We start from the raw sequence: 22,299 nt of genomic DNA, 5'->3' as shown, positions 1-22,299 counted from the left end.
AAAATGTAATTTTATACCAATATAAATCATACAATATGGGAAACAATGATTCTCAGGGAAAGTGTCCGTTTACAAGCGGAACCCTAAAACAAAGTGCTGGAAGAGGAACAGCAAATAGAGATTGGTGGCCAAATATGTTGAACTTAAACATCTTGCATCAAAATTCGGCAAAGTCCAATCCTATGGGTGAAGATTTTAACTATGCTGAAGAGTTTAAAAAATTAGACCTAAAGCAAGTTAAGAAAGATTTGTACGACCTTATGACTGATTCGCAGGATTGGTGGCCGGCTGACTATGGTCATTACGGACCATTCTTTATAAGAATGGCATGGCATAGTGCAGGAACCTATCGAATTCAGGATGGTCGTGGTGGAGCAGGTTCAGGAACACAACGCTTTGCACCGCTTAACAGTTGGCCGGATAATGGCAACTTAGATAAGGCACGCTTGCTGCTTTGGCCTATCAAGCAAAAATACGGAAAACAACTTTCCTGGGCTGATTTGATGATACTAGCCGGAAATTGTGCTTTGGAATCGATGGGCTTTAAGACCTTTGGTTTTGGAGGCGGACGTGAAGATGTTTGGGAACCGGAACAAGATATTTATTGGGGTTCAGAAACAGAATGGCTAGGTGACAAACGTTATACCGGAGATCGTGAATTGGAAAATCCACTTGGAGCAGTACAAATGGGATTGATTTATGTAAACCCGGAAGGACCAAACGGAAATCCGGATCCACTTAAATCGGCAATAGACATACGCGAGACTTTTGGACGTATGGCAATGAATGATTATGAAACAGTAGCATTGGTTGCCGGAGGACACACTTTTGGGAAAGCTCACGGTGCTGCCGATCCGGGGAAATATGTTGGAAGAGAACCAGCGGGTGCAAGTATTGAAGAGCAAAGTCAGGGTTGGAGAAACACTTTTGGAAGCGGTCACGGAGATGATACAATTACAAGTGGAATAGAAGGCGCATGGACACCAAATCCAACCAAATGGGATAACGATTATTTTAACGTGTTATTGGGTTATGATTGGGAATTGACAAAAAGCCCGGCCGGAGCCAATCAATGGACACCAACTGCGGCTTCAAATGCTCAAAAAGCACCAGCAGCGGGAGACGCCTCTAAGACACAGGCGCTTATGATGACTACGGCTGATATGGCGTTAAAGATGGACCCGATATACGCTCCAATTTCTAAACATTTTCATGAAAATCAGGATGAGTTTGCAGATGCTTTTGCACGTGCATGGTTCAAATTGACACATCGTGATATGGGACCACGCAATCTATATCTTGGTTCAGAAGTTCCGTCAGAAGTATTGATTTGGCAGGATCCGGTTCCTGCTGTTTCACACAAACTAATTGATGAAAATGATATTGCTGCACTTAAAACTAAAATACTTGCTTCAGGATTAACCGTTTCTCAATTGGTTTCTACAGCATGGGCGTCGGCCTCAACATTCCGTGGTTCAGACAAACGCGGTGGCGCTAATGGCGGACGTATTCGCTTGGCACCACAAAAAGATTGGGAAGTAAACAATCCGACTCAATTGTCGAAAGTTTTAGATACACTTGAAGCAATTCAAAAAGAATTTGGCAAACCAGTTTCTATTGCAGATTTAATTGTATTAGGTGGCTGCGCAGCTATTGAACAGGCCGCAAAAAATGCCGGTCATAATGTAAAAGTTCCTTTTACACCAGGTCGTACCGATGCATCTCAGGAACAAACCGATGTTGCTTCATTTGCCGCACTTGAGCCAAAAGCGGATGGTTTTAGAAATTATGTAAGTAGTAAACAAACAGCTAAAGCAGAAGAGCTTCTTTTAGATAAGGCCCAATTGCTAACACTAACAGCACCCGAATTGACGGTTCTTGTTGGCGGTATGCGTGTATTAAATACTAATTATGATAATTCAAGACACGGCGTTTTTACAAGTCGTCCTGAAACACTTACTAATGATTTCTTTGTGAATCTGCTAAATCTAAGTACTACATGGAAAGCAACTTCTGAGACACAAGATGTATTCGAAGGTCGGGATCGCAAATCGGGTTCAGTAAAATGGGTTGGTACACGCGCAGATCTTATTTTTGGTTCGAATTCAGAACTTCGTGCTTTGGCTGAGGTTTACGGATGTGAAGACTCTAAAGATAAGTTTGTAAAAGACTTTGTAACAGCCTGGAACAAAGTAATGAATCTTGATCGATTTGACTTAGCTTAATTCATACAGATTAAATAAAATAAAAATGCCTCTCATTTTCGAGAGGCATTTTTTTATGGAGTAAATACAGATTTATAATTATCCCAATAGCGATAAATTAAAAACAAGTTTGCTAAAAATAAGGCAATAGCAATAGGCAATGTTTCCGGTGCCAGGAAATAATTAATCAATAAAATATTTAAGGTAACAGGAAGGATAACAATGTTAGCTAAAGTTACATATTTACCGGTGACGTAAGATAAACCAGCTAGCAGTTCTACTCCTTTAGCCAAAGGCATTAAATAAGTTGAAGCCACTAAGCCCAATTGAAAAGCTTTAAAATCTCCTGTAGTAACAGGTTCAGGTGTTAAGTGCAAAAAATAACTAACCGATGCAAATAGGAGAAAAAGTCCTATCAATACTCGAATAACGATAGTGGTGATTTTCATAAAGTTGAAGTTTTGTTGGTTTGTCTATCAAAGTTAAATAAAAAATACCAAAGGTTTGCGCCAATGGTATCTATTTTACAGTCAAGTTACTAACTTTATTTCTTTGCAAATTTTCTATACGCAAAAACACCTAAAACTGCCAGTAAGAGCAGTGCCCAAAGTTGTACAACAAATGCAATAATCGCTTCAAACATAAACCAACCCGTTTTCAAACTATCCCAAATTTGCAGTCCGATATGTGGTCGATACGCATTAATGCTTTTTTCATTGGCCACAATTTCCTGTAGAACACTTTCTCTTTGGTACAAATACAAAGTCACGGTGCTGTAATTTACCTGATCTTCTAAGCTAAGATTCTGCAGTACCGTTTCATCGCTTTCAGTTTGTCTGCCTAGCAATTTATCTTCGGCATTAGTGATTTGAGTTAGTTTTTTGCCTTTGGTATCAATGCCTTTTTCCAATCTTTTTTGGTGAGATGCCAATCTTTTTTGTGCCATTTTATTAGATAATAATTGCAAGGCTACATCATCGGCTTTTATCAAACGGCTGTCGAGAAAGGCAACTTCCTTTACCATTGATTTTAAAACGGTATCTAATTGGGTGTTTGGGACACGAAGGGTGATGGTATTGTCAACGGTATATCGGGTAGTTTCGAGTGTACTGTCCTGGCTGATTTTAGTTTCTGATTTTTCGTTGATGTTGCTTTTCAAATCGGTGAAGGTTACAAAGCCACCGTTTTTTGAGACTATATTTTCAATAGCGTAGGTTGATTTGGCAACATTTTTTACTTTGAATTTTAAATCGGCGGTTCGTACAAATTTCCGATGACTTTCTTTTTTCTCCACCGCTGCATTGGAAGATATTGTTGATGCTACAGCTGTAGTGTCAGCTGCAGCTTCAGTAGCATTGTCAAGCGAATCCGCTTGTTTACACGCAAAGGCAAGTCCAAATAAGAGCAATGCCAAACCAAGTTTTGTTCTGTTTTTCATTTTACATTCATTTTAAATAGTTATTAATAGTTACAATTTCAATTTCAAAAAGCGAGTGTAGTTTTCTATCAATAATTTTAAAATGAATTTCTTGTTAAATGTTATTTTGTTCCTACTAAAAAGTGTGCCAAAATTTTCATTTGCTTCCTTTCCAACAGCCAATTATTTTATTGTAATTTTGAGTGCCATAAAAACCATGTCATTGAGAACTATATTTTCGAAAAAAATTGACAATCCTGAAGGATTCAAAAACCAATTATTGCATTGGTCACAGCAGTTTGCGGAAGTGGTTTTTTTAGATTCAAACAATTATCATCAAAAACAATCCAGCTTTGATTGTGTTCTGGCTGTGGATGCTTTTACTTCGATAAAAACGGATTATCATAACTGTTTTGAAGATTTAAAACAATACCAACAGCAAACCAAAGATTGGCTGTTTGGCTATTTGTCTTATGATGTAAAAAATGACGTAGAAGAATTGCATTCCAACAACTTTGACGGCTTGCATTTTCCCGATTTATTTTTCTTTCAGCCAAAGAAATTGTTTCTGTTAAAAGGAAATCAATTAGAAGTTCAGTATTTGCGATTATGCGATGATGAAATAGAATCTGATTTTGATGAGATAAATCAGTGTTCAGTATTCAATGTTGAGCACTCGGAAATTGATATTAAGCAAAGAATTTCAAAAGATGAGTATTTTTCAAAAGTCAATAAGATGCTTGAACACATTCATCGTGGCGATATTTATGAAGCTAATTTCTGCATGGAATTTTATGCTGAAAATGCCACTCTTGAACCTGTTGAAATTTATCAAAAACTAAATGCCATTTCCAAACCGCCATTTGCCATATTCTTCAAGAACAATCAGCAGTATTTACTTTGTGCTTCGCCGGAACGTTATTTGAGAAAAGAAGCAAACAAAATCATTTCGCAACCCATAAAGGGAACAGCCAAACGCTTTTCGGATGAAACGTTGGACAATAATTCAAAAAGCGCTTTAGAGCAAAACCCAAAAGAACGTTCCGAAAACATCATGATTGTTGATTTGGTTCGCAATGATTTATCGCATACAGCAATAAAAGGAACTGTTGCCGTAGAAGAACTGTGCGGCATTTACACGTTTGAGCAGGTTCATCAAATGATTTCGACTGTTGTTTCGAACGTGGAAAACACAACTTCGCCGGTAGAAATTCTAAAAACGACTTTCCCAATGGGAAGCATGACAGGCGCGCCAAAGATTTCGGCAATGAAAATTATCGAAGAACTGGAAGAATCAAAACGCGGCTTGTATAGCGGTGCTGTGGGTTATTTTACGCCGCACAATGATTTCGATTTTAATGTAGTTATTCGAAGTATCTTATATAATGCCGCAGCAAATTACGTTTCGTTTTCGGTTGGAAGCGCAATCACTTCGCAATCCAATCCCGAACAGGAATATGAAGAATGCCTGCTGAAAGCCAAAGCCATGTTTGAAGTTTTGAGTTAAATTAAAATAACTACTTTTGAATATGCTCACAAAATTCCAAAATCATATCAACCAGAATCTTCCTTTCCTAAAAGGAAAGAAACTCCTTTTGGCAATAAGCGGAGGCATTGATAGCATGGTTTTGTTGCATTTGTGTCATCAGTTAAAGTTAGATGTTAGGGTTGCTCATTGCAATTTTCAGCTGCGCGGTGATGAAAGTGATGAAGATGAAAAATTTGTAAAATACCAATGTGAAATGATAGATGTTTTATTGTTTGTAAATCGTTTTGATACCAAAAAATTTGCAGAAAAGCAGAAGTTATCGATTCAGGTTGTTGCCCGAAACCTTCGTTACGAATGGTTTAACTCACTTTTGATAAATAATGATTACGATTATATACTGACAGCGCATCATTTGGATGACAGCTTAGAAACGTTTTTAATCAATTTTACCCGTGGTTCCGGATTGGACGGTTTGACCGGAATTCCGCAGCAAAACGGAAATATTGTTCGTCCGTTATTGCCTTTTTCCAGAAATGAAATTGAGACTTTCGCCAAAGAAAACAATGTTGAATGGCGCGAAGACAGCAGCAATGCCTCGGATAAATATTTGCGAAACAAACTGCGTCACGATGTCATTCCGATTTTGAAAGAACTCAATCCAAGTTTGTTAGATTCTTTTGAAAATACGGTTTCCAGTTTGCAACAGGCAAAATCACTTGTCAGTGATGCTTCCCAAATGGTTTACAAACAAGTAGTTTCGGAAGAAGACACCATCAAAATTGATATTTCTAAATTATTGAAATTCCAGAATCACAAAGCCTATTTATACCAATGGTTATCCGAATATGGTTTTACCGATTGGGATGCCGTTTATGATTTAATTGAGGCACAATCAGGGAAACAAGTGTTTTCGGAAACGCATATTCTATTGAAAGACAGAAATCATTTGATTTTATTTCCGAAACAAAATGATAGTGAACCGATTCATTTTTGGATAAAAAAAGAGCAGAAAGAAGTTAAATTTCCCTTAAAAATGGCGTTTTGTAGCGTAGAGGACATTTCGGTTCAGGCAACTAATACTATCTTTGTCGACGAAGATAAACTCCAATTTCCGTTGGAGATCAGAAAATGGCAGGAAGGCGATTGGTTTTATCCTCACGGAATGAATGGGAAAAAGAAGCTCAGTAAGTTTTTTAAAGACGAGAAATTTTCTTTACTGGACAAATCAAGTACCTGGCTTTTATGTTCTGAAAATCAAATTGTTTGGGTTATTGGAAAAAGACAGGACGAGCGATTTAAAGTTGTTGAAACGACAATAAAAATTTTAAAAATAAATTATACAGCCTAATGAAGAAAGTACTATTTTTTCTTTTTAGTTTTTTGGCTTTAGCCAACTTAAATGCGCAAATTGTAAAGCCGGTAAAATGGACTTCCAAAGTTGAAAAAATTTCTGATTCCGAATTCAATTTGGTGATGGAAGGAAAGATTGACAACGATTGGCATGTATATTCTCAATTCACGCCAGCCGATGGACCATTGCCAGCCGAATTTGATTTTAAAGAGGCAAAAGGAAACTATGAATTGGTTGGAAAAGTTAAAGAAAGCCCATATAAAAAACAGTTTAATGATGTTTTTGGTGTAGACGAATATTACTTTGAAAAGAATGTAACCTTTACGCAAAAAGTAAAAATCATTAACGCGAAGCTGACTTCTATAAAAGCCAAAATTGATTACCAGGTTTGCAAAACTGCTTGTATCAATGATAATATGAGTTTTACGTTTCAGTTGCCAAATACAACAGACCAACTTCCCGAAGAAATAGCAACTAACATTTCAGAAACAGATACAGCGAGTTCATCACAATTTACGGTTAGTGAACCTACAAAACCAGAAGCAAAAACAGTTGTTGAAGCTCCGAAAAAAGAAGCACAAAGAGGTTTGTGGACAATCTTCTTCCTGGCTTTTCTTGGAGGTTTTGCGGCCTTGCTTACACCTTGTGTTTTTCCAATGATTCCAATGACGGTAAGCTTTTTTACCAAACAAAGTAAAAATCCCGGGCAGGGAAAACGAAATGCTATTCTTTACGGAATTTCAATCATTGCAATTTACGTGGTTTTAGGATTAGCAATCACTGGAATTTTTGGTGCTGATGCTCTTAATGCCTTGTCAACAAACCCTTGGTTCAATGTGTTTTTCTTTTTGCTTTTAGTAGTCTTTGCAGTTTCTTTCCTTGGAGCTTTTGAAATTATGCTGCCGAATTCCTGGGCAAATAAAGTTGACAGACAAGCCGATAGAGGAGGTGTAATTGGAATTCTTTTTATGGCTTTGGCTTTAGCCATTGTTTCATTTTCTTGTACCGGGCCAATTGTCGGAACGCTTTTAGTTGAATCAGCTTCTAAAGGTGGCATTGCGCCAATCATAGGTATGCTTGGTTTTTCTTCTGCTTTAGCATTGCCGTTTATGCTTTTTGCCATGTTCCCAAGTTGGATGCATTCGTTGCCAAAATCAGGAGGCTGGTTAAATACCGTGAAAGTTTCTTTGGGCTTTTTAGAATTAGCATTAGCATTTAAATTTTTATCCAATGCCGATTTGGTTTTGCAATTACATTTGCTTGAGAGAGAGGTTTTTCTGGCGATATGGATTGCTATTTTCGGAATTTGGGCTTTGTATTTATTAGGAAAAATAACGACACCACATGATAGTCCGATTACCCATATTTCGGTCGGAAGATTATCTTTAGGATTATTGGTTTTAGCGTTTACTATTTATATGATTCCCGGATTATTTGGCGCGCCTTTAAAATTAATCAGCGCATTTCCGCCACCACAAACCTATAGTGAAAGTCCAACCGGTTTTTTTGGAAACAGCACAACTTCTTCTAAAGAAGGATTACCAAATGGCGCAGAAGTTGGACCACACGGATTAACCGTTTTCACGGATTATGAAACGGGTTTAGCTTACGCCAAATCCATCAATAAACCTGTCATGCTTGACTTCACAGGTTATGCATGTGTCAATTGCCGTAAGATGGAAAATAATGTATGGTCGGATGAAAAGGTTTTGAATGTATTGAAAAACGATGTTGTTTTGATTTCGTTATATGTTGACGATAAAAGAGAATTGCCTAAAAGTGAGCAAACGGTTTCAAAAGAAACCGGAAATGAGATTACCACGATCGGCGATAAATGGACGGAATTTATTATTACAAGATATCAAACAAATACGCAACCTTTCTACGTTTTAATCGATTTGAACGAAGAAAAATTGAATCCTCCAATAAGCTACACACCCAATGTGGATGAGTATATCAAATGGCTTAAAGATGGAATATCAAAATTTAAGCAATAAAACACAAAGGAGTAAACCTTAATTGTTATTTAAAAGAATAGGTTCCGGATTTCGAATCTCCTTCACGATAATCTCTATAGCATGCGCCAGGCGAATGTCTTTAGTTGTTACTCCGTTGCTGTCATGAGTTGACAAACGAATCTCTAATTTATTGTATACGTTGGACCATTCCGGATGATGGTTCATTTCTTCGGCTATAACTGCAATTTTGTTCATCACAGCCATAGCTTCAGTAAAATCAGTAAAAACAAATTGTTTTTCAATCGATTTGTCGGCATAAACCCATCCTGGCACATGGGCTAAAGCTTCTTCAAGGAGTTGTGTGGTTAAAAGTGACATGATTTTACATTTTTTAATTCTAAATGTAAAGGTAAGCCAAATGCAATTCTTTTTCAATTATTACACCTTAAAATCGTAATCAAAATAAGAATTTAAGAAACAGATAATCTAACCGATTAAAAGAATAAAAATGGAATGTTACAATAAGCTATACGCCAAACATTGATGATTGCCTGAATTGGCTAAACGACGGAATTTCAAAGTTAAGAAATAATTTTTCTAACGCAACCAATACTGATTTTTCTTATCTTTAGGTCAAACAAAACCAAAGAGTATGAAAAAAATCAAGATTCTTTTAGGAGCATTGCTTATTATTTTTGCTTTTGTCACTTGTGATTTAAGTGAAAATAACGGAAATTTCACAGATAATTTTTCTGAAAAATTTGGCAATGTGGTTGCCCGTAGTTTTACAGGACAAATAGTCGACATTAACAATCATCCAATACAAAACGCAACTGTAAAAATAGGTTCATCTACAGTACAAACAGATGTCAATGGTGTTTTTATCATCAATAGCGCAGATGTTTTTGAAAAGTTTGCTTACGTCACAGCTAAAAAATCAGGATATCTTGATGGTTCACGCTCTTTAGTGCCAACTGCAGGAAGAAACAATGTAAAAATAATGCTGCTGACTGATACGCCTTTGCAAACTGTCCAATCAGGTGTTGAAAGTGAAGTGTCACTTCCTTCAGGCACAAAAGTAAATTTTGATGGTGTTTTTACAGATGAAAATGGAGCAACTTATACTGGTAATGTTCAGGTTTCAATGTTTCATCTAACATCTTCTGATGAAAACTTAAACAACTTAATGCCCGGAATGTTATATGCTGAAAACAACAACGGTAATGAAGTCATACTTAAAACCTTTGGAATGTTAAACGTAACATTGCGAGGTTCAGCGGGACAAAAGTTAAATATTGCCAATGGCTACACTGCCGACATAACAATCCGAATAGATGACAGCCAATTGGCAAGCGCACCAATCACAATTCCGTTATGGTATTTTGACGAAGTTAGAGGTTATTGGAAACAAGATGGAGTTGCCACGAAGGTTGGAAATAATTATGTTGGAACCGTTTCACATTTCTCCTGGTGGAATTGTGATGCACAGTTTCCAACTGTTAGATTAACTACTACTGTTGTAGATTCTAACGGTAATCCGTTAACTAATGTTAGTGTTGGGCTTTTGCCGAATGGCTTTACTTATACTGCATATGGGAATACTAATGGTAGCGGGCAAGTTTCAGGCTTAGTTCCAGCAAACACGACAATGACTGTATCGGTTTTGGATATTTGTGGAAATAGTATTTATACAGGAACAATAGGCCCATTTACAAGCGATACTATTTTACCCAATATTGTTATAACTTCTGCAATGGCTACACCAACTGTAGTTCAAGGGACTTTATTAAAATGTGACAGTACCAATGTAACTAATGGCTATGTTTTAATGCAGTATGGTGCAACTCAAAGTATAGCAGCAGTTACGGGCGGAACGTTTAGTTTTAGCACAGTGGTTTGTCCAAGTGATAATACATTTACTTTGCAGGGTTTTGATTATGATAATCTGCAAACAACCGGAACAATCAATTACACATTTACATCTCCGATAACAAATATTGGTGTGCTGACAGCATGTAATACTATAACTCAATTTATTTCGTATCAGGTAGATTCTAATCCGCCGGTTTTCCTATTAACTGGTTTGCATTCAGGAACTACTCCGCCAGGCGGAACAGGCGCTCAATTATACATTACATCCACAAACTATTTTTACCTTAGTGGAACAACACATGTTCCCGGGGTTTATCCTTCAACTGCGTTTCAAATGAGTTCTGAGGGTATTGGAATCAGTAGCTCTATGCCAAATACGCTTCAATATAATCTAAGTAGTTTTGGCGCAGTTGGCCAATATGTTGATATGACTGTTAATGGAACTTTTTCTAACAGTACAGGTGTGCATACCTTGACGGTCATTGCACATGTCCTAAGAGATTATTAATGATTATAAACAAAAAATCCTTCTCAATTGAGAAGGATTTTTGTTATCCTAAAACTTCAGCGACTTCATTTTTTAAATAGCTAAGAGCTACAGTAGTAGCAGATTGTCCGTCGAGTAGATTGCTTAAAATCTTTTCTCTTAACTGATCCGCAGTGGTAACAGTTTCATCCAAAGCTGTTTTTCTGATATTTTGAATGATGGTATTTTTAGCGGTTAAAAGCATCGTCCAAAGTTCATTCGTAATATATACCTGTTGCGTGATGTTATGCTCGTATTCCTGCTCAATATGATGAATCAAAAGGTTTTGATAATCTACTTTATTGTCACTTAATGGTGCTACTCTAATCAGCAATTTAGAAGGATTGATACGCTCTAAAAACAAAGCCAATCGTTCATACGCCTGCAAACGCAATGGTAATGAGTGTTTCTGATTTTCTCTTTGCAATAACCAGCGTCTGGTATTTTGTTGGTCTTTAAAGTAATTATCAAACAAATAATAGGCTACACCACCAGTTATTAGTGAAGGAACAGCATACATTAGTAATTCTAAAATCTTATCGGAGTTCATAATTGAAATTGATTTATAATTTTATTCCGTCAGTTCGAGTGTTCCTATTTTTAATCGGAAAGTATCGAGAACTTGACTAAAATTGTTGACAAATATAATAGAAATACCCTTAAAATTTATTGTAATTCAATACGAGTAATCATAAATTTGAACATTCTCAAAAATGATGATAGAAAAATATATCTCCCAACTTAACGAAGCCCAGCAACAACCCGTTTTTCAGAAAGATGGCCCAATGATTATCATTGCCGGCGCAGGTTCTGGAAAAACGCGTGTGCTGACGGTTCGTATTTCCTATTTGATGAGTTTGGGTGTGGATGCGTTTAATATTTTGGCACTGACGTTTACCAACAAAGCGGCACGTGAAATGAAAAAGCGTATCGCTGATATTGTTGGAACGAACGAAGCTAAAAACCTTTGGATGGGAACGTTTCACTCGGTGTTTGCCCGAATCTTAAGAAGCGAAGCAGACAAATTAGGTTTTCCTTCCAATTTTACCATTTATGACACGCAGGACAGTGTTCGGTTGATTTCGGCGATTATCAAAGAGATGCAGTTGGATAAAGATATTTATAAACCCAAACAAATTTTGGGCAGAATCTCATCGTATAAAAATTCATTGATTACGGTCAAAGCGTACTTAAACAATCCCGAATTACAAGAGCAGGATGCTATGAGCAAAAAGCCACGTTTGGGTGAAATCTATGCCAATTATGTTGACAGATGTTTTAAAGCCGGCGCAATGGATTTTGATGATTTGTTATTAAAAACCAACGAACTTTTAAATCGTTTTCCGGATGTGTTGGCAAAATACCAGGACAGATTTCGATATATTTTGGTTGATGAGTACCAAGATACCAATCACTCGCAGTATTTGATTGTGCGTGCGTTGAGTGATAGATTTCAAAATATTTGCGTGGTTGGTGATGATGCCCAAAGTATCTATGCATTTCGTGGAGCGAATATCAATAACATTCTCAACTTCCAAAAGGATTATGAAAATGTAAAAACCTATCGATTAGAGCAGAATTATCGTTCTACCAAAAATATTGTTGAAGCCGCCAATTCGATTATCGATAAAAATAAAACCAAGCTTGAAAAAATAGTTTGGACAGCCAATGATTTTGGTCCAAAAATAAAAGTGCACCGAAGCATTACAGATGGTGAAGAAGGCCGATTTGTTGCTGGTGAAATCTTTGAACAAAAGATGCGTAACCAAATGCTAAACGGTCAGTTTGCGATTTTGTATCGCACCAATGCACAATCCCGTGCGATGGAAGACGCTTTGCGCAAACGTGATATTCCGTATCGAATTTATGGTGGTTTGTCTTTCTATCAACGAAAAGAAATTAAAGATGTGCTTTGTTATCTTCGATTGGTAATTAACCCAAAAGACGAAGAAGCGTTGATTCGTGTGATAAACTATCCAGCTCGTGGAATTGGTGACACAACCGTTGAAAAGCTTACGGTTGCTGCCAATCATTACAAACGTTCCATTTTTGAAGTAATGGAAAACATCGATAAGATTGATTTGAAATTGAATTCGGGCACCAAACAAAAGTTGGATGATTTTGTGACGATGATTAAGAGTTTTCAAGTCATCAACGAACAACAGGATGCATTTGTTTTAACAGAACATGTTGCCAAAAAAACAGGCTTAATCCAGGAACTCAAAAAAGATGGAACTCCGGAAGGTATTGCCCGAATTGAAAATATAGAAACTTTAATGGGTGGTATCAAAGACTTCATCGAAGGGCAAAGAGAAATTGATGGAGCGCGTGGTGCTTTATCCGAATTCTTGGAAGATGTTGCACTCGCAACCGATTTAGACCGTGATACCGGTGATGACGATAGAGTAGCTTTGATGACGATTCACCTGGCAAAAGGATTAGAATTCCCGTATGTTTTTGTGGTCGGAATGGAAGAAGATTTATTTCCGAGTGCGATGAGTTTGAATACAAGAAGTGAACTCGAAGAAGAACGAAGATTGTTCTACGTTGCCTTAACCCGAGCTGAGCATCAGGCATATTTAACTTATGCACAATCGCGTTACCGTTGGGGAAAATTAACCGATGCAGAACCATCCCGTTTTATCGAAGAAATAAAAGATGAATATCTTGAATATTTGAATCCGATGGACACAGGTTATCGTTACAAACCAACGATTGATTTGGATATTTTTGGCGATATTGATAAGTCCAAATTGCGATTAGCCAAACCAACTGCCGGAACGCCACCAAAAAAATATGGAGATGAACCTATTTCATCCGTGAATATTCGTAAATTGAAACCAATTGGGAATGCGCCAAGTAACACTAATTTGTTTGACAGCAATTTAACGATTGGAAATTTAGTAATTCACGAAAGATTTGGCAAAGGTCAAGTCGTTAGTTTAGAAGGCGCAGGCGCAGATAAAAAAGCAGAAATCAAATTTGAAGTTGGCGGAATTAAGAAACTGCTTTTGAGATTTGCGAAGTTGGATATAATTGGATAAGAAGAAAGAAGCAAGAGACAAGAAGCAAGAATAAATAACTATAAAGAGACGAGTCTTTTATCTTTTCTCTTTCATCTATTTTCTAATTTATGGCCGAATTCATAAAAATATACGAAGACAAACCCAGCGAAGCAGCTATCAAAAAGGTAGTTGATGTTTTAAAAAATGGAGGTTTGGTAATTTATCCGACTGATACCGTTTATGGTTTGGGTTGTGATATTACCAATACTAAAGCTTTGGAACGCATTGCCAAAATAAAAGGGATTAAGCTGGAGAAAGCCAATTTCTCTTTTGTTTGTAGTGATTTGAGTAATTTATCTGATTATGTTCGTCAAATAGATACGTCGACTTTTAAAATTCTAAAAAGAACCTTGCCTGGACCTTATACTTTTATTTTGCCAGGCAATAATGATTTGCCAAAAGAATTCCGCAAAAAGAAAACGGTTGGAATTAGAATTCCAGATAATAACATTGCGCTCGAAATTGTAAAACAGTTGGGGAACCCAATTGTATCAACTTCCATTCACGATGATGATGAAGTCCTAGAATATTCAACTGACCCGGAATTGATTTTTGAAAAATGGCAATACTTAGTTGATTTAGTCATTGATGGCGGTTACGGAGATAATGTTGGTTCTACGATTATCGATTTGTCAGGATATGAACCAGTCGTTCTCCGTGAAGGAAAAGGAGACCCTGATATTTTTTAGAAAGAAAATAGAATATAGAGAAAAGAAAATAGACATTTCTTTTAAATAAAAAAAACGTCCTGATTTCTCGGGACGTTTTTGTCTATTATCTATATTCTATTCTCTTTCTTCTCAAGAAACTATTTCTTCTGATTCTTCATTTCTTTTTCAATCATCTCGTAGAACTCATCAATTTTTGGTAAAACTACAATACGAGTTCTTCTGTTTTTTGCTCTGTTGTCAGCTGAATTGTTATCCACTAAAGGAATAAATTCGCTTCTTCCGGCAGCAATTAATTGAGATGGTTTAACACCTAAATCTTTTGTCAATACTCTGATAATAGCGGTTGAACGTTTTACGCTCAAATCCCAGTTGTCTAATAGTACTGCATTTCCTGTAAAAGGTACATTATCAGTATGACCTTCGACCATACATTCAAATGTAGGACGGCTGTTGATTACTTTAGCTACTTTACCCAAAACTTCTTTAGCTCTGTCGCTCACTACATAGCTTCCGCTTTTGAACAATAATTTATCAGCAATAGAGATAAAAACAACTCCTTTTTCTACGTTGATTTCAACATCTGGGTCAGAAATACCAACCGAGCTTTTTAAACTCGTAACCAAAGCCAAAGTAACGCTGTCTTTTTTAGTTAAAGCATCCTGAAGACGAGTAATTTTAAGGTCTTTTTCTCTTAAACTTTCTAATGATTTTTCAAGATTTTGTGCTCCTTTTGTACTTAACATAGTCATTTCTTTGGAGCTATTTATTAAGTCGGAGTTATTTTGTTTTAAGTAATCGTTTTGTTTAGAAAGCGCGTCTTTTTCAGAAAGACACAAGTTCAATTTAACTGTAGTTGAATTCAATAAATCTTGACATTCTTTGTTTTGTGCTTCTAAAGCAGCGATTTTCTTCTTTGAACCACAAGAGGTCAGGGTTAGGGCAAGTAACGATAGTGCGAAAATTACTTTTTTCATGAATTAGGTGATTTTAATTTTAACAAAAGTACGGATTATTTTAGATTACAAGAGTGCATTTAAATGATAAACTCTTGTTAAAATCACTTTTCAAATATAGTGCCGTTCTTCAGAAAGTAGCGATAGACAATGCTTTTGCAGTGATAATAATTATCGGATTGATTTCCTTTTCGTTTTTTCAACGTTTTGTTAATCAGATGATAATAATGAAAATGAGCCTTAATAATTGCCCAGCAATGAATAAATTTTCCTTTAAAAATAAATTGAATTCCGGCAATGCCATCAAGTAGCAGACGCACAAAAAGTATGGGAACCAACTTGTTTTCAGGTAAATTTTTAGTAAGCATCAATAATGAATTTCTAAAATTCAAAAATGTTTTTTTCGGATTGCTTTCGTTTAAGGTGGCACCACCAACATGATATACTACAGATGCCGGAGTATATTTGACTTTGAAGCCCAAATTAAATGCGCGCCAGCACAAATCAATTTCTTCCTGATGCGCAAAGAAATCATCGTCAAAACCATTTAGTTTTCGGTAAACTTCTTTTCGGATAAAAAAGCAGGCACCACTTGCCCAAAAGATTTCCAAAGCATCATCATATTGACCGTTGTCTTTTTCTATAGTTTCAAAAATTCTGCCTCTGCAATAAGGATAACCAAATTGGTCGATAAAACCACCAGCAGCACCGGCATATTCAAAGTATTCTTTGTTTTTATAATCTAAAATCTTTGGTTGTATTATTCCAATATTGGCTTCTGAATCAAAAATTTTCAGCATAGGAGCAAGCCAGTTTTTAGTAACTTCAATATCGGAATTTACCAGAGCATAATATTCTTCTTCAACCTGTTGCAACGCCAGATTATAGCCTTTGGCAAAGCCATAATTACCATCATTTTGAATAATAGTAATCGATGGAAACTTTTCTTTTATTACCGCAATGGAATTATCCGTCGATGCATTATCAGCCACATAGATTTTTGCATCATCAGAATAGGCAATAACTGAGGGTAAAAATTGTTCTAACAACTTTGCTCCGTTCCAATTCAGTATAACTACAGCTATCTTCTTGTCTATCATCTATTATCTATTCGTCTATTGTCTATAATCTGGTAACTCTTCAAGGAAAATATACTTCTCATTCTCGAAGTCCATTTGACAAAAGTAATGATTTAGTCCGTTGGTTACCATCAGGTATTGTGCTTTTAGTGTCAGATTATAGCGTGCAATTTGGTCAAAGGTTTCCTGCGTGATTTTTACTTCAGGCGCTTTGCATTCTACCAATAAAAACAACGCTCCATTGGGTTGAAAAACTACAGCGTCATAGCGTTTGTTGATGTCATTAATCTTAATGAGTTTTTCAACATTTATATATGATTTCGGATAATTTTTCTCTTGAAGTAAAAATTGAACGGTGTGTTGACGAACCCATTCTTCGGGTGTGAGAATGATAAACTTTTTCCTGATATCATCAAAAATTGACACTTTATTTTCACTATTTTTGAAGCGAAACGAAAAGGACGGAAAATTCAGTTTTTGCATTCAACAAATCTATTATCAAATAAACGAATAACCAAATAACCGAATCAACTTATTTTGGAAGAAGTAGTAAAAATAATTAACGACATCAAAGCTGGGAATATCAAGCCTATCTATTTTCTGATGGGTGAAGAGCCTTATTATATTGATAGAATCACCGAATATCTGGAAGACAACCTTTTGACAGAAGATGAAAAAGGGTTTAACCAAATGGTGCTTTATGGTCGTGATACTACTATTGATGATATAGTTGCAAATGCTAAACGTTACCCAATGATGGCAGAACGTCAGGTGGTTATTGTTAAGGAAGCACAAGAATTATCCAGAACGATTGATCAGTTGGAAAAGTATGCCGAAAATCCACAACCGACTACGGTTTTGGTTTTTGCCTACAAATACAAAACCCTTGACAAACGCAAGAAAGTAACCAAAACAATCGAAAAACATGGCTTGGTTTACGAAAGCAAAAAGATGTACGACAACAAAGTAGGCGAGTGGATTAAACGCGTTTTACAAGGTCGTGGTTATGGTATTGAACCCAAAGCTATGGCAATGCTTGTCGAATTTCTTGGGAACGATTTGAGTCGGATTGCCAACGAATTGACCAAACTGGAAATCATTTTGCCAAAAGGAAGTACCATTACGCCGCATCATATCGAAGAAAACATTGGATTTAGCAAGGATTTCAATGTGTTTGAATTCAGAAAAGCCATTGGTGAGAAAAACCAATTTAAAGCTTATCAAATAGCCAATTACTTTGCGCAGAATCAAAAAGACAATCCAATTGTAATGACCAACGGATTGGTGTTTAGTTTCTTTTCTGCTTTGCTGCAATATCATGGTTTAAAAGATAAGTCTGCCCCAAATGTTGCCAAAATACTTAAAGTAAGCCCTTATTTTGTCAATGATTATATTGCTGCAGCCCATAATTATCCAATGAAAAAAGTAAGCGCAATTGTTGGAAAACTACGCGATGTTGATGTAAAAAGTAAAGGTGTTGGTGCTAATGCTTTGCCGCAAGGCGATTTGTTGAAAGAGATGCTGGTTAGTATTTTTAATTGATTACGCTTATCGCTTTTACAAACCTGCGCTTGTAACCTTCTACTTTAAGACTTGAAATAACCACTTTCATTTCACGACCTGAAGTCGAATGAATAAATTCGGTTTCCATTCCTTTTGGATTTGTAACGATGCCCAGATGGCCTACGACATTAGCGGTAGGGCTCAAGAACACTAAAATATCTCCTTTTTTTACATTTTCTATTGGAACCTCTTTTCCAAAATTTTTATATTGTGGTGAACTTCGGGGAACCTCAATTTTAAAATGCTTAAATACATAATAAATAAATCCTGAACAGTCAAATCCATTCTTGTCAGTGCCGGCTGAAACATAAGGAGTACCTAATAATTCCATTCCATAATTAACAATGCTGTCTCTTCTCGAAACCGTGTTTTGTGTTGGATTTATGAGTTGACCATTAATAAGTGTTTCATTGCTTTGAGGCAGCATATCCGATTTCTTAAAGTAATCAAACGAAATCCATAAAAAAATTAGTGAAACGCCAATGAGTATAGCATGTTTTGAGAGGTTTATTTTTTGAGCTTTCATAGAGAAAATAGATGCAGTTATATCCATCATTGGCAAAGCTAAATTAATTGTAGCATTAAACTAGTTATTGTTTCGACTATTCTGATTTTGTAGATTTACCGACAGTCAAATAGATATGGTTAGTTGCATCAATAAATTCAATCTTTGTTTTTTGTTTATTGATTCTCATTTCCATACTCCCTTTTTCATTTATTAAATTATACCAAGTGAAATTAGGATTTGAGTCTTCTATATGAGATTCTGTTATTTTATATTTGAGTTTGGTGTCGGTGAAAAAAAAGGTTACATCTTTTTTTTGAATATCTAAAAATACAAAGGAATATTCGTTTCCAGAGATATCACACTCTCCTTTTTTGAAAGGTTTTACATCAACACAATAGTGTTGAACATTAAGCACTTCTTGTTGTGCGTAAACTCCGGAAGTTAAAATTAGTAGGAAAAGAAATTTTTTCATTTGATTTTTTTCTCTCCAAATACAAATAACAAGCCAAAAATTTTCAGCTTGATTAAGTTCGTATTTCATTCCTTAATTTCAAGTCACAAAAAAAGCGAAACACTCCCGTCTTTCGCTTCTTCTGTCATAATTAGCAACAATTATGAGATTATCTTATAGTAAAGTTACAAACTCCATACTTGAAAGTCAATACATTTAACATAGCTTTAATGAACTTTTTTGCATTAAAGACTAAATTTGTATGACATCAAATAAAACTTCATCAACTAAAAGATAAAAATGGAAACAACAAACGTAAAAGCATTCGGTACAGACAGTACCACGGCGCCACTAAAAGAAATGAACATTGAGCGTAGAGTGGTATTGCCAAAAGACATTGAAATTGAAATTTTATACTGTGGTGTTTGTCACTCTGACTTACACACAGCAAGAAATGATTGGGGATGGACGAGTTATCCCGTTGTTCCCGGTCACGAAATTGTGGGTAAGGTAACTAAAGTAGGAAGCGAAGCAAGCAAGCTGAAGGTAGGCGATTTTGCTGCTGTTGGCTGTCTTGTAGATTCTTGTCGAACTTGCAGCAGTTGTAAACAGGATTTGGAACAGTATTGTTTGAATGGCTGGGTTGGAACTTATGGTGGACAAGACAAACATTTAGGCGGATTTACGCACGGAGGTTATTCGGAAAAAATTGTTGTAGATGAAGACTTTGTATTAAAAGTGCCAGCCAATTTAGATTTGGCTGCAGTGGCACCACTTCTTTGTGCGGGAATCACTACTTGGTCTCCATTACGTCATTGGAATGTTACCAAAGGGAGTAAAGTTGCGGTTGTTGGATTAGGAGGATTAGGACATATGGCAATTAAGTTAGCCAAAGGATTGGGCGCTGAAGTAACACTGTTTTCAAGAACACCAGGCAAAGAAAAAGATGCTTTAAGTTTGGGTGCTGATGCTGTAATAATTTCTACAGATGACGCACAGATGGCTTCCGTAGCCGGAAAATTTGATGTGATTATTGATACTGTTCCCTATGTTCATGATATCAATCCATATATTTCAACATTAGCCATTAGCGGAACTCACGTTATTGTGGGTTATTTAGGAGGACTTGAGCCAATTTTAAATACAGTTCCACTTATTTTGGGCAGAAAATCGGTTGCTGCTTCTTTAATTGGTGGCATAGCCGAAACCCAGGAAATGCTTGATTTTTGTGGCAAGCACAATATCGTTTCTGAAATTGAAATCATCAAGATGCAGGAAATTAATGAAGCTTATGAAAGAATGCTAAAGAGCGATGTTAAGTATCGTTTTGTTATTGATATGGCTTCGCTTAAAAAATAATATCCTAATTACTATAATAAAAAAAGGACTCCAAATCGGAGTCCTTTTTTTTCTGTATAAACTTGCTTATTCCTTTCTGTTTTCTCCAACTTTGTTCGGGTGTTGTTCGCAAAAAGCACCTGTTTTGCGAACAATACCCGAACAACATCCGAAGAACCGTATCAAAAATATCGGTTTGAGGTGTCACTAGGTGTCAAAAAGAGTCTTTAGGTGTCAAAATGCATCATTAGGTATCATAAGGTGTCACTAAGTGTCAGGCAATATCACTAAACAAATAATTTTTTCTATCTTTAAATACTTAAATCAATTATCAATGAAAAAACTATTCTTCCTCACCATTCTATTAAGTGCATTAACGCTACAAGCTCAAGATACTTACATCCAATGCGGTAAACTTATCGACACCAAAAACGGAAAAGTACTAACTAACAAAACCATAGTAGTATCAGGCAAAATCATCAAAAGCATCCAGGATGGTTTCACTAATCCAACAAATGCTGACGATAAAACTATCGACCTAAAAAACAAAACAGTAATGCCCGGCTGGATTGACATGCATGTACATTTTGAAGGGGAAAGCAGCCCAACATCCTATTTGGAAAGGTTTAGCCTTAACGATGCAGATGTTGCCTACAATGCCGAAGTGTTTGCCAAAACTACCTTAATGGCAGGCTTTACTACCACAAGGGATTTAGGGGGAAGCGGCGTCAACGTATCGCTTAGGAATGCGATAAACTCAGGAAAGGTTATAGGACCCCGTATCTTCACTGCCGAAAAATCAATTGCCACCACAGGAGGCCATGCCGATCCAACTAACGGATATAGAAAAGAACTTATTGGAAACCCCGGACCAAAAGAAGGAGTAGTTAATGGTATAGAAGATGCAAAAGAAGCCGTGCGATGGCGTTATAAAAATGGGGCTGATTGGATAAAAATAACGGCTACTGGTGGCGTTTTAAGTGTCGCTAAAAGTGCAGGAAATCCACAGTTTACGCAGGATGAAATTGAAGCAATTGTATCCGCAGCCAAAGATTACGGAATGAAAGTCGCTGCACACGCTCACGGTGATGAAGGCATGCAAAGGGCTGTCAAAGGTGGTGTAAAAACCATCGAACACGGTACCGAAATGAGTGATGCTACTATGGATTTGATGATAAAATATAATGCCTATTTGGTACCAACTATCACAGCAGGAAAAGCAGTAGAAGAGAATGCTAAAAAAACCAATTATTATCCAGCGATTGTGGTGCCTAAAGCATTGGCTATTGGACCAAAGATTCAGGGAACTTTTGCAAATGCTTATAAGAGAGGTGTTCCAATCGCTTTTGGAACTGATGCCGGAGTATTCCAACACGGATTGAATGCTCGTGAGTTTGTCTATATGACCGATGCCGGAATGCCAGTTATGAAAGCATTACAAGCTGCCACAATTACTAATGCAATGTTACTTGACATGGACAAGCAATTAGGTTCGATTGAAGTAGGTTATCTTGCCGATATTATTGCTACAAACGATGATCCAACACAAGATGTTTCAACAGTAACCAATGTGATTTTTGTAATGAAAGACGGGGTAGTTTATAAACCATAAACTATCAACATTTTTTCTTAAATTTGCTTTCCAAAATTAAATACCAAAGAATATGGGAATGAATAAAAACACTGTCCTAGGATGGGCAACTTTTGTTATGATTATTATGGGATTATTACTTATCGCATTAGGTGCTTTCCGCTATGATGAAACTGCAGGTTGGGGATTTGGAGCCGTAGGAGTTGGATTTTTAGCCAATGCCTGGGTGTTTAGTTCGTTAAAAGGACGCTTGTAAAAGTATT

20 protein-coding genes are annotated in these 22,299 nt (G+C 36.5%); 11 read left to right on the top strand and 9 right to left on the bottom strand.

Annotation, left to right across the window (positions count from 1 at the left end; all coding sequences use genetic code 11):
* Nucleotides 1-35 precede the first annotated feature (35 nt).
* Entirely contained in the window at nucleotides 36-2,225 is a 2,190-nt protein-coding gene (gene katG, locus GS03_RS11575; RefSeq protein WP_136152703.1) for a catalase/peroxidase HPI, read from the top strand.
* A gap of 53 nt (nucleotides 2,226-2,278) precedes the next feature.
* Here katG and GS03_RS11570 read toward each other — a convergent pair whose 3' ends face one another.
* Nucleotides 2,279-2,653, bottom strand: coding sequence for a DoxX family protein (locus GS03_RS11570; RefSeq protein ID WP_136152702.1), 375 nt, complete (start codon nucleotides 2,651-2,653; stop codon nucleotides 2,279-2,281).
* 95 nt (nucleotides 2,654-2,748) lie between these two features.
* Complete coding sequence (locus GS03_RS11565) at nucleotides 2,749-3,642, bottom strand: DUF4349 domain-containing protein (RefSeq protein WP_136152701.1); 894 nt, start codon at nucleotides 3,640-3,642, stop codon at nucleotides 2,749-2,751.
* A gap of 202 nt (nucleotides 3,643-3,844) precedes the next feature.
* Here GS03_RS11565 and GS03_RS11560 point away from each other — a divergent pair, with 202 nt between their 5' ends.
* Genes GS03_RS11560 through GS03_RS11550 form a run of 3 tightly spaced genes read left to right on the top strand, consistent with a single transcriptional unit; the run spans nucleotide 3,845 to nucleotide 8,458 of the window.
* Entirely contained in the window at nucleotides 3,845-5,128 is a 1,284-nt protein-coding gene (locus tag GS03_RS11560; protein ID WP_394346375.1) for an anthranilate synthase component I family protein, read from the top strand.
* Nucleotides 5,129-5,150: 22 nt separating this feature from the next.
* The gene (tilS, locus tag GS03_RS11555) at nucleotides 5,151-6,458 is read left to right on the top strand and encodes a tRNA lysidine(34) synthetase TilS (protein WP_136152700.1); all 1,308 of its coding nucleotides are present in this window, start codon (nucleotides 5,151-5,153) and stop codon (nucleotides 6,456-6,458) included.
* Nucleotides 6,458-8,458, top strand: a complete 2,001-nt coding sequence (locus GS03_RS11550) for a protein-disulfide reductase DsbD family protein (protein WP_136152699.1) — start codon at nucleotides 6,458-6,460, stop codon at nucleotides 8,456-8,458. Before tilS ends, GS03_RS11550 begins: the two co-directional genes overlap by 1 nt.
* An 18-nt stretch (nucleotides 8,459-8,476) precedes the next feature.
* On the opposite strand, the gene GS03_RS11545 is transcribed toward GS03_RS11550, so the two are convergent.
* Nucleotides 8,477-8,797, bottom strand: coding sequence for a 4a-hydroxytetrahydrobiopterin dehydratase (locus GS03_RS11545; protein ID WP_136152698.1), 321 nt, complete (start codon nucleotides 8,795-8,797; stop codon nucleotides 8,477-8,479).
* 274 nt (nucleotides 8,798-9,071) lie between these two features.
* Here GS03_RS11545 and GS03_RS11540 point away from each other — a divergent pair, with 274 nt between their 5' ends.
* On the top strand, nucleotides 9,072-10,799 hold the full coding sequence (locus GS03_RS11540; protein ID WP_136152697.1) for a peptidase associated/transthyretin-like domain-containing protein: 1,728 nt from the start codon (nucleotides 9,072-9,074) through the stop codon (nucleotides 10,797-10,799).
* Nucleotides 10,800-10,842: 43 nt separating this feature from the next.
* On the opposite strand, the gene GS03_RS11535 is transcribed toward GS03_RS11540, so the two are convergent.
* Nucleotides 10,843-11,367, bottom strand: a complete 525-nt coding sequence (locus tag GS03_RS11535; RefSeq protein WP_136152696.1) for a DUF7935 family protein — start codon at nucleotides 11,365-11,367, stop codon at nucleotides 10,843-10,845.
* Nucleotides 11,368-11,536: 169 nt separating this feature from the next.
* On the opposite strand from GS03_RS11535, the gene GS03_RS11530 reads away from it, so the two are divergent.
* Both GS03_RS11530 and GS03_RS11525 read left to right on the top strand, forming a co-directional pair.
* On the top strand, nucleotides 11,537-13,861 hold the full coding sequence (locus tag GS03_RS11530; protein ID WP_136153105.1) for a UvrD-helicase domain-containing protein: 2,325 nt from the start codon (nucleotides 11,537-11,539) through the stop codon (nucleotides 13,859-13,861).
* A gap of 89 nt (nucleotides 13,862-13,950) precedes the next feature.
* Nucleotides 13,951-14,571: an L-threonylcarbamoyladenylate synthase gene (locus GS03_RS11525; protein WP_136152695.1), complete on the top strand. Its 621-nt coding sequence runs from the start codon at nucleotides 13,951-13,953 to the stop codon at nucleotides 14,569-14,571.
* Between the two features lie 119 nt (nucleotides 14,572-14,690).
* Here GS03_RS11525 and GS03_RS11520 read toward each other — a convergent pair whose 3' ends face one another.
* The 3 genes from GS03_RS11520 to GS03_RS11510 all read right to left on the bottom strand — a co-directional run bounded on the left by GS03_RS11520 (nucleotide 14,691) and on the right by GS03_RS11510 (nucleotide 17,068).
* A complete protein-coding gene (locus GS03_RS11520) occupies nucleotides 14,691-15,527 on the bottom strand; it encodes an OmpA/MotB family protein (RefSeq protein ID WP_136152694.1) in 837 nt (278 codons plus the stop codon).
* 83 nt (nucleotides 15,528-15,610) lie between these two features.
* Nucleotides 15,611-16,606, bottom strand: a complete 996-nt coding sequence (locus GS03_RS11515) for a glycosyltransferase family 2 protein (RefSeq protein WP_136152693.1) — start codon at nucleotides 16,604-16,606, stop codon at nucleotides 15,611-15,613.
* 15 nt (nucleotides 16,607-16,621) lie between these two features.
* Nucleotides 16,622-17,068 carry a type I restriction enzyme HsdR N-terminal domain-containing protein gene (locus GS03_RS11510; protein WP_136152692.1) on the bottom strand — a complete coding sequence of 149 codons (447 nt, stop codon included), beginning with the start codon at nucleotides 17,066-17,068 and terminating at the stop codon, nucleotides 16,622-16,624.
* 54 nt (nucleotides 17,069-17,122) lie between these two features.
* Here GS03_RS11510 and holA point away from each other — a divergent pair, with 54 nt between their 5' ends.
* The gene (gene holA / locus GS03_RS11505; protein ID WP_136152691.1) at nucleotides 17,123-18,127 is read left to right on the top strand and encodes a DNA polymerase III subunit delta; all 1,005 of its coding nucleotides are present in this window, start codon (nucleotides 17,123-17,125) and stop codon (nucleotides 18,125-18,127) included.
* Here holA and GS03_RS11500 read toward each other — a convergent pair.
* A complete protein-coding gene (locus GS03_RS11500; RefSeq protein ID WP_136152690.1) occupies nucleotides 18,120-18,704 on the bottom strand; it encodes a C40 family peptidase in 585 nt (194 codons plus the stop codon). The genes holA and GS03_RS11500 overlap by 8 nt on opposite strands.
* 46 nt (nucleotides 18,705-18,750) lie before the next feature.
* Complete coding sequence (locus tag GS03_RS11495) at nucleotides 18,751-19,197, bottom strand: hypothetical protein (protein WP_136152689.1); 447 nt, start codon at nucleotides 19,195-19,197, stop codon at nucleotides 18,751-18,753.
* A 210-nt stretch (nucleotides 19,198-19,407) separates the two neighbouring features.
* Between GS03_RS11495 and GS03_RS11490 the strand changes: the two genes are divergently transcribed.
* The 3 genes from GS03_RS11490 (at nucleotide 19,408) to GS03_RS11480 (ending at nucleotide 22,292) form a co-directional block, all read left to right on the top strand.
* Nucleotides 19,408-20,466: an NAD(P)-dependent alcohol dehydrogenase gene (locus GS03_RS11490; protein WP_136152688.1), complete on the top strand. Its 1,059-nt coding sequence runs from the start codon at nucleotides 19,408-19,410 to the stop codon at nucleotides 20,464-20,466.
* Between the two features lie 313 nt (nucleotides 20,467-20,779).
* Entirely contained in the window at nucleotides 20,780-22,057 is a 1,278-nt protein-coding gene (locus GS03_RS11485) for a metal-dependent hydrolase family protein (RefSeq protein WP_136152687.1), read from the top strand.
* Nucleotides 22,058-22,109: 52 nt separating this feature from the next.
* Complete coding sequence (locus GS03_RS11480) at nucleotides 22,110-22,292, top strand: CAL67264 family membrane protein (RefSeq protein ID WP_136152686.1); 183 nt, start codon at nucleotides 22,110-22,112, stop codon at nucleotides 22,290-22,292.
* The last annotated feature ends 7 nt before the right edge of the window (nucleotides 22,293-22,299 follow it).

The sequence above is a fragment of the Flavobacterium sangjuense genome (assembly GCF_004797125.1).
Classification (GTDB): domain Bacteria; phylum Bacteroidota; class Bacteroidia; order Flavobacteriales; family Flavobacteriaceae; genus Flavobacterium; species Flavobacterium sangjuense.
This window is presented reverse-complemented; position numbering and strand designations above follow the sequence as displayed.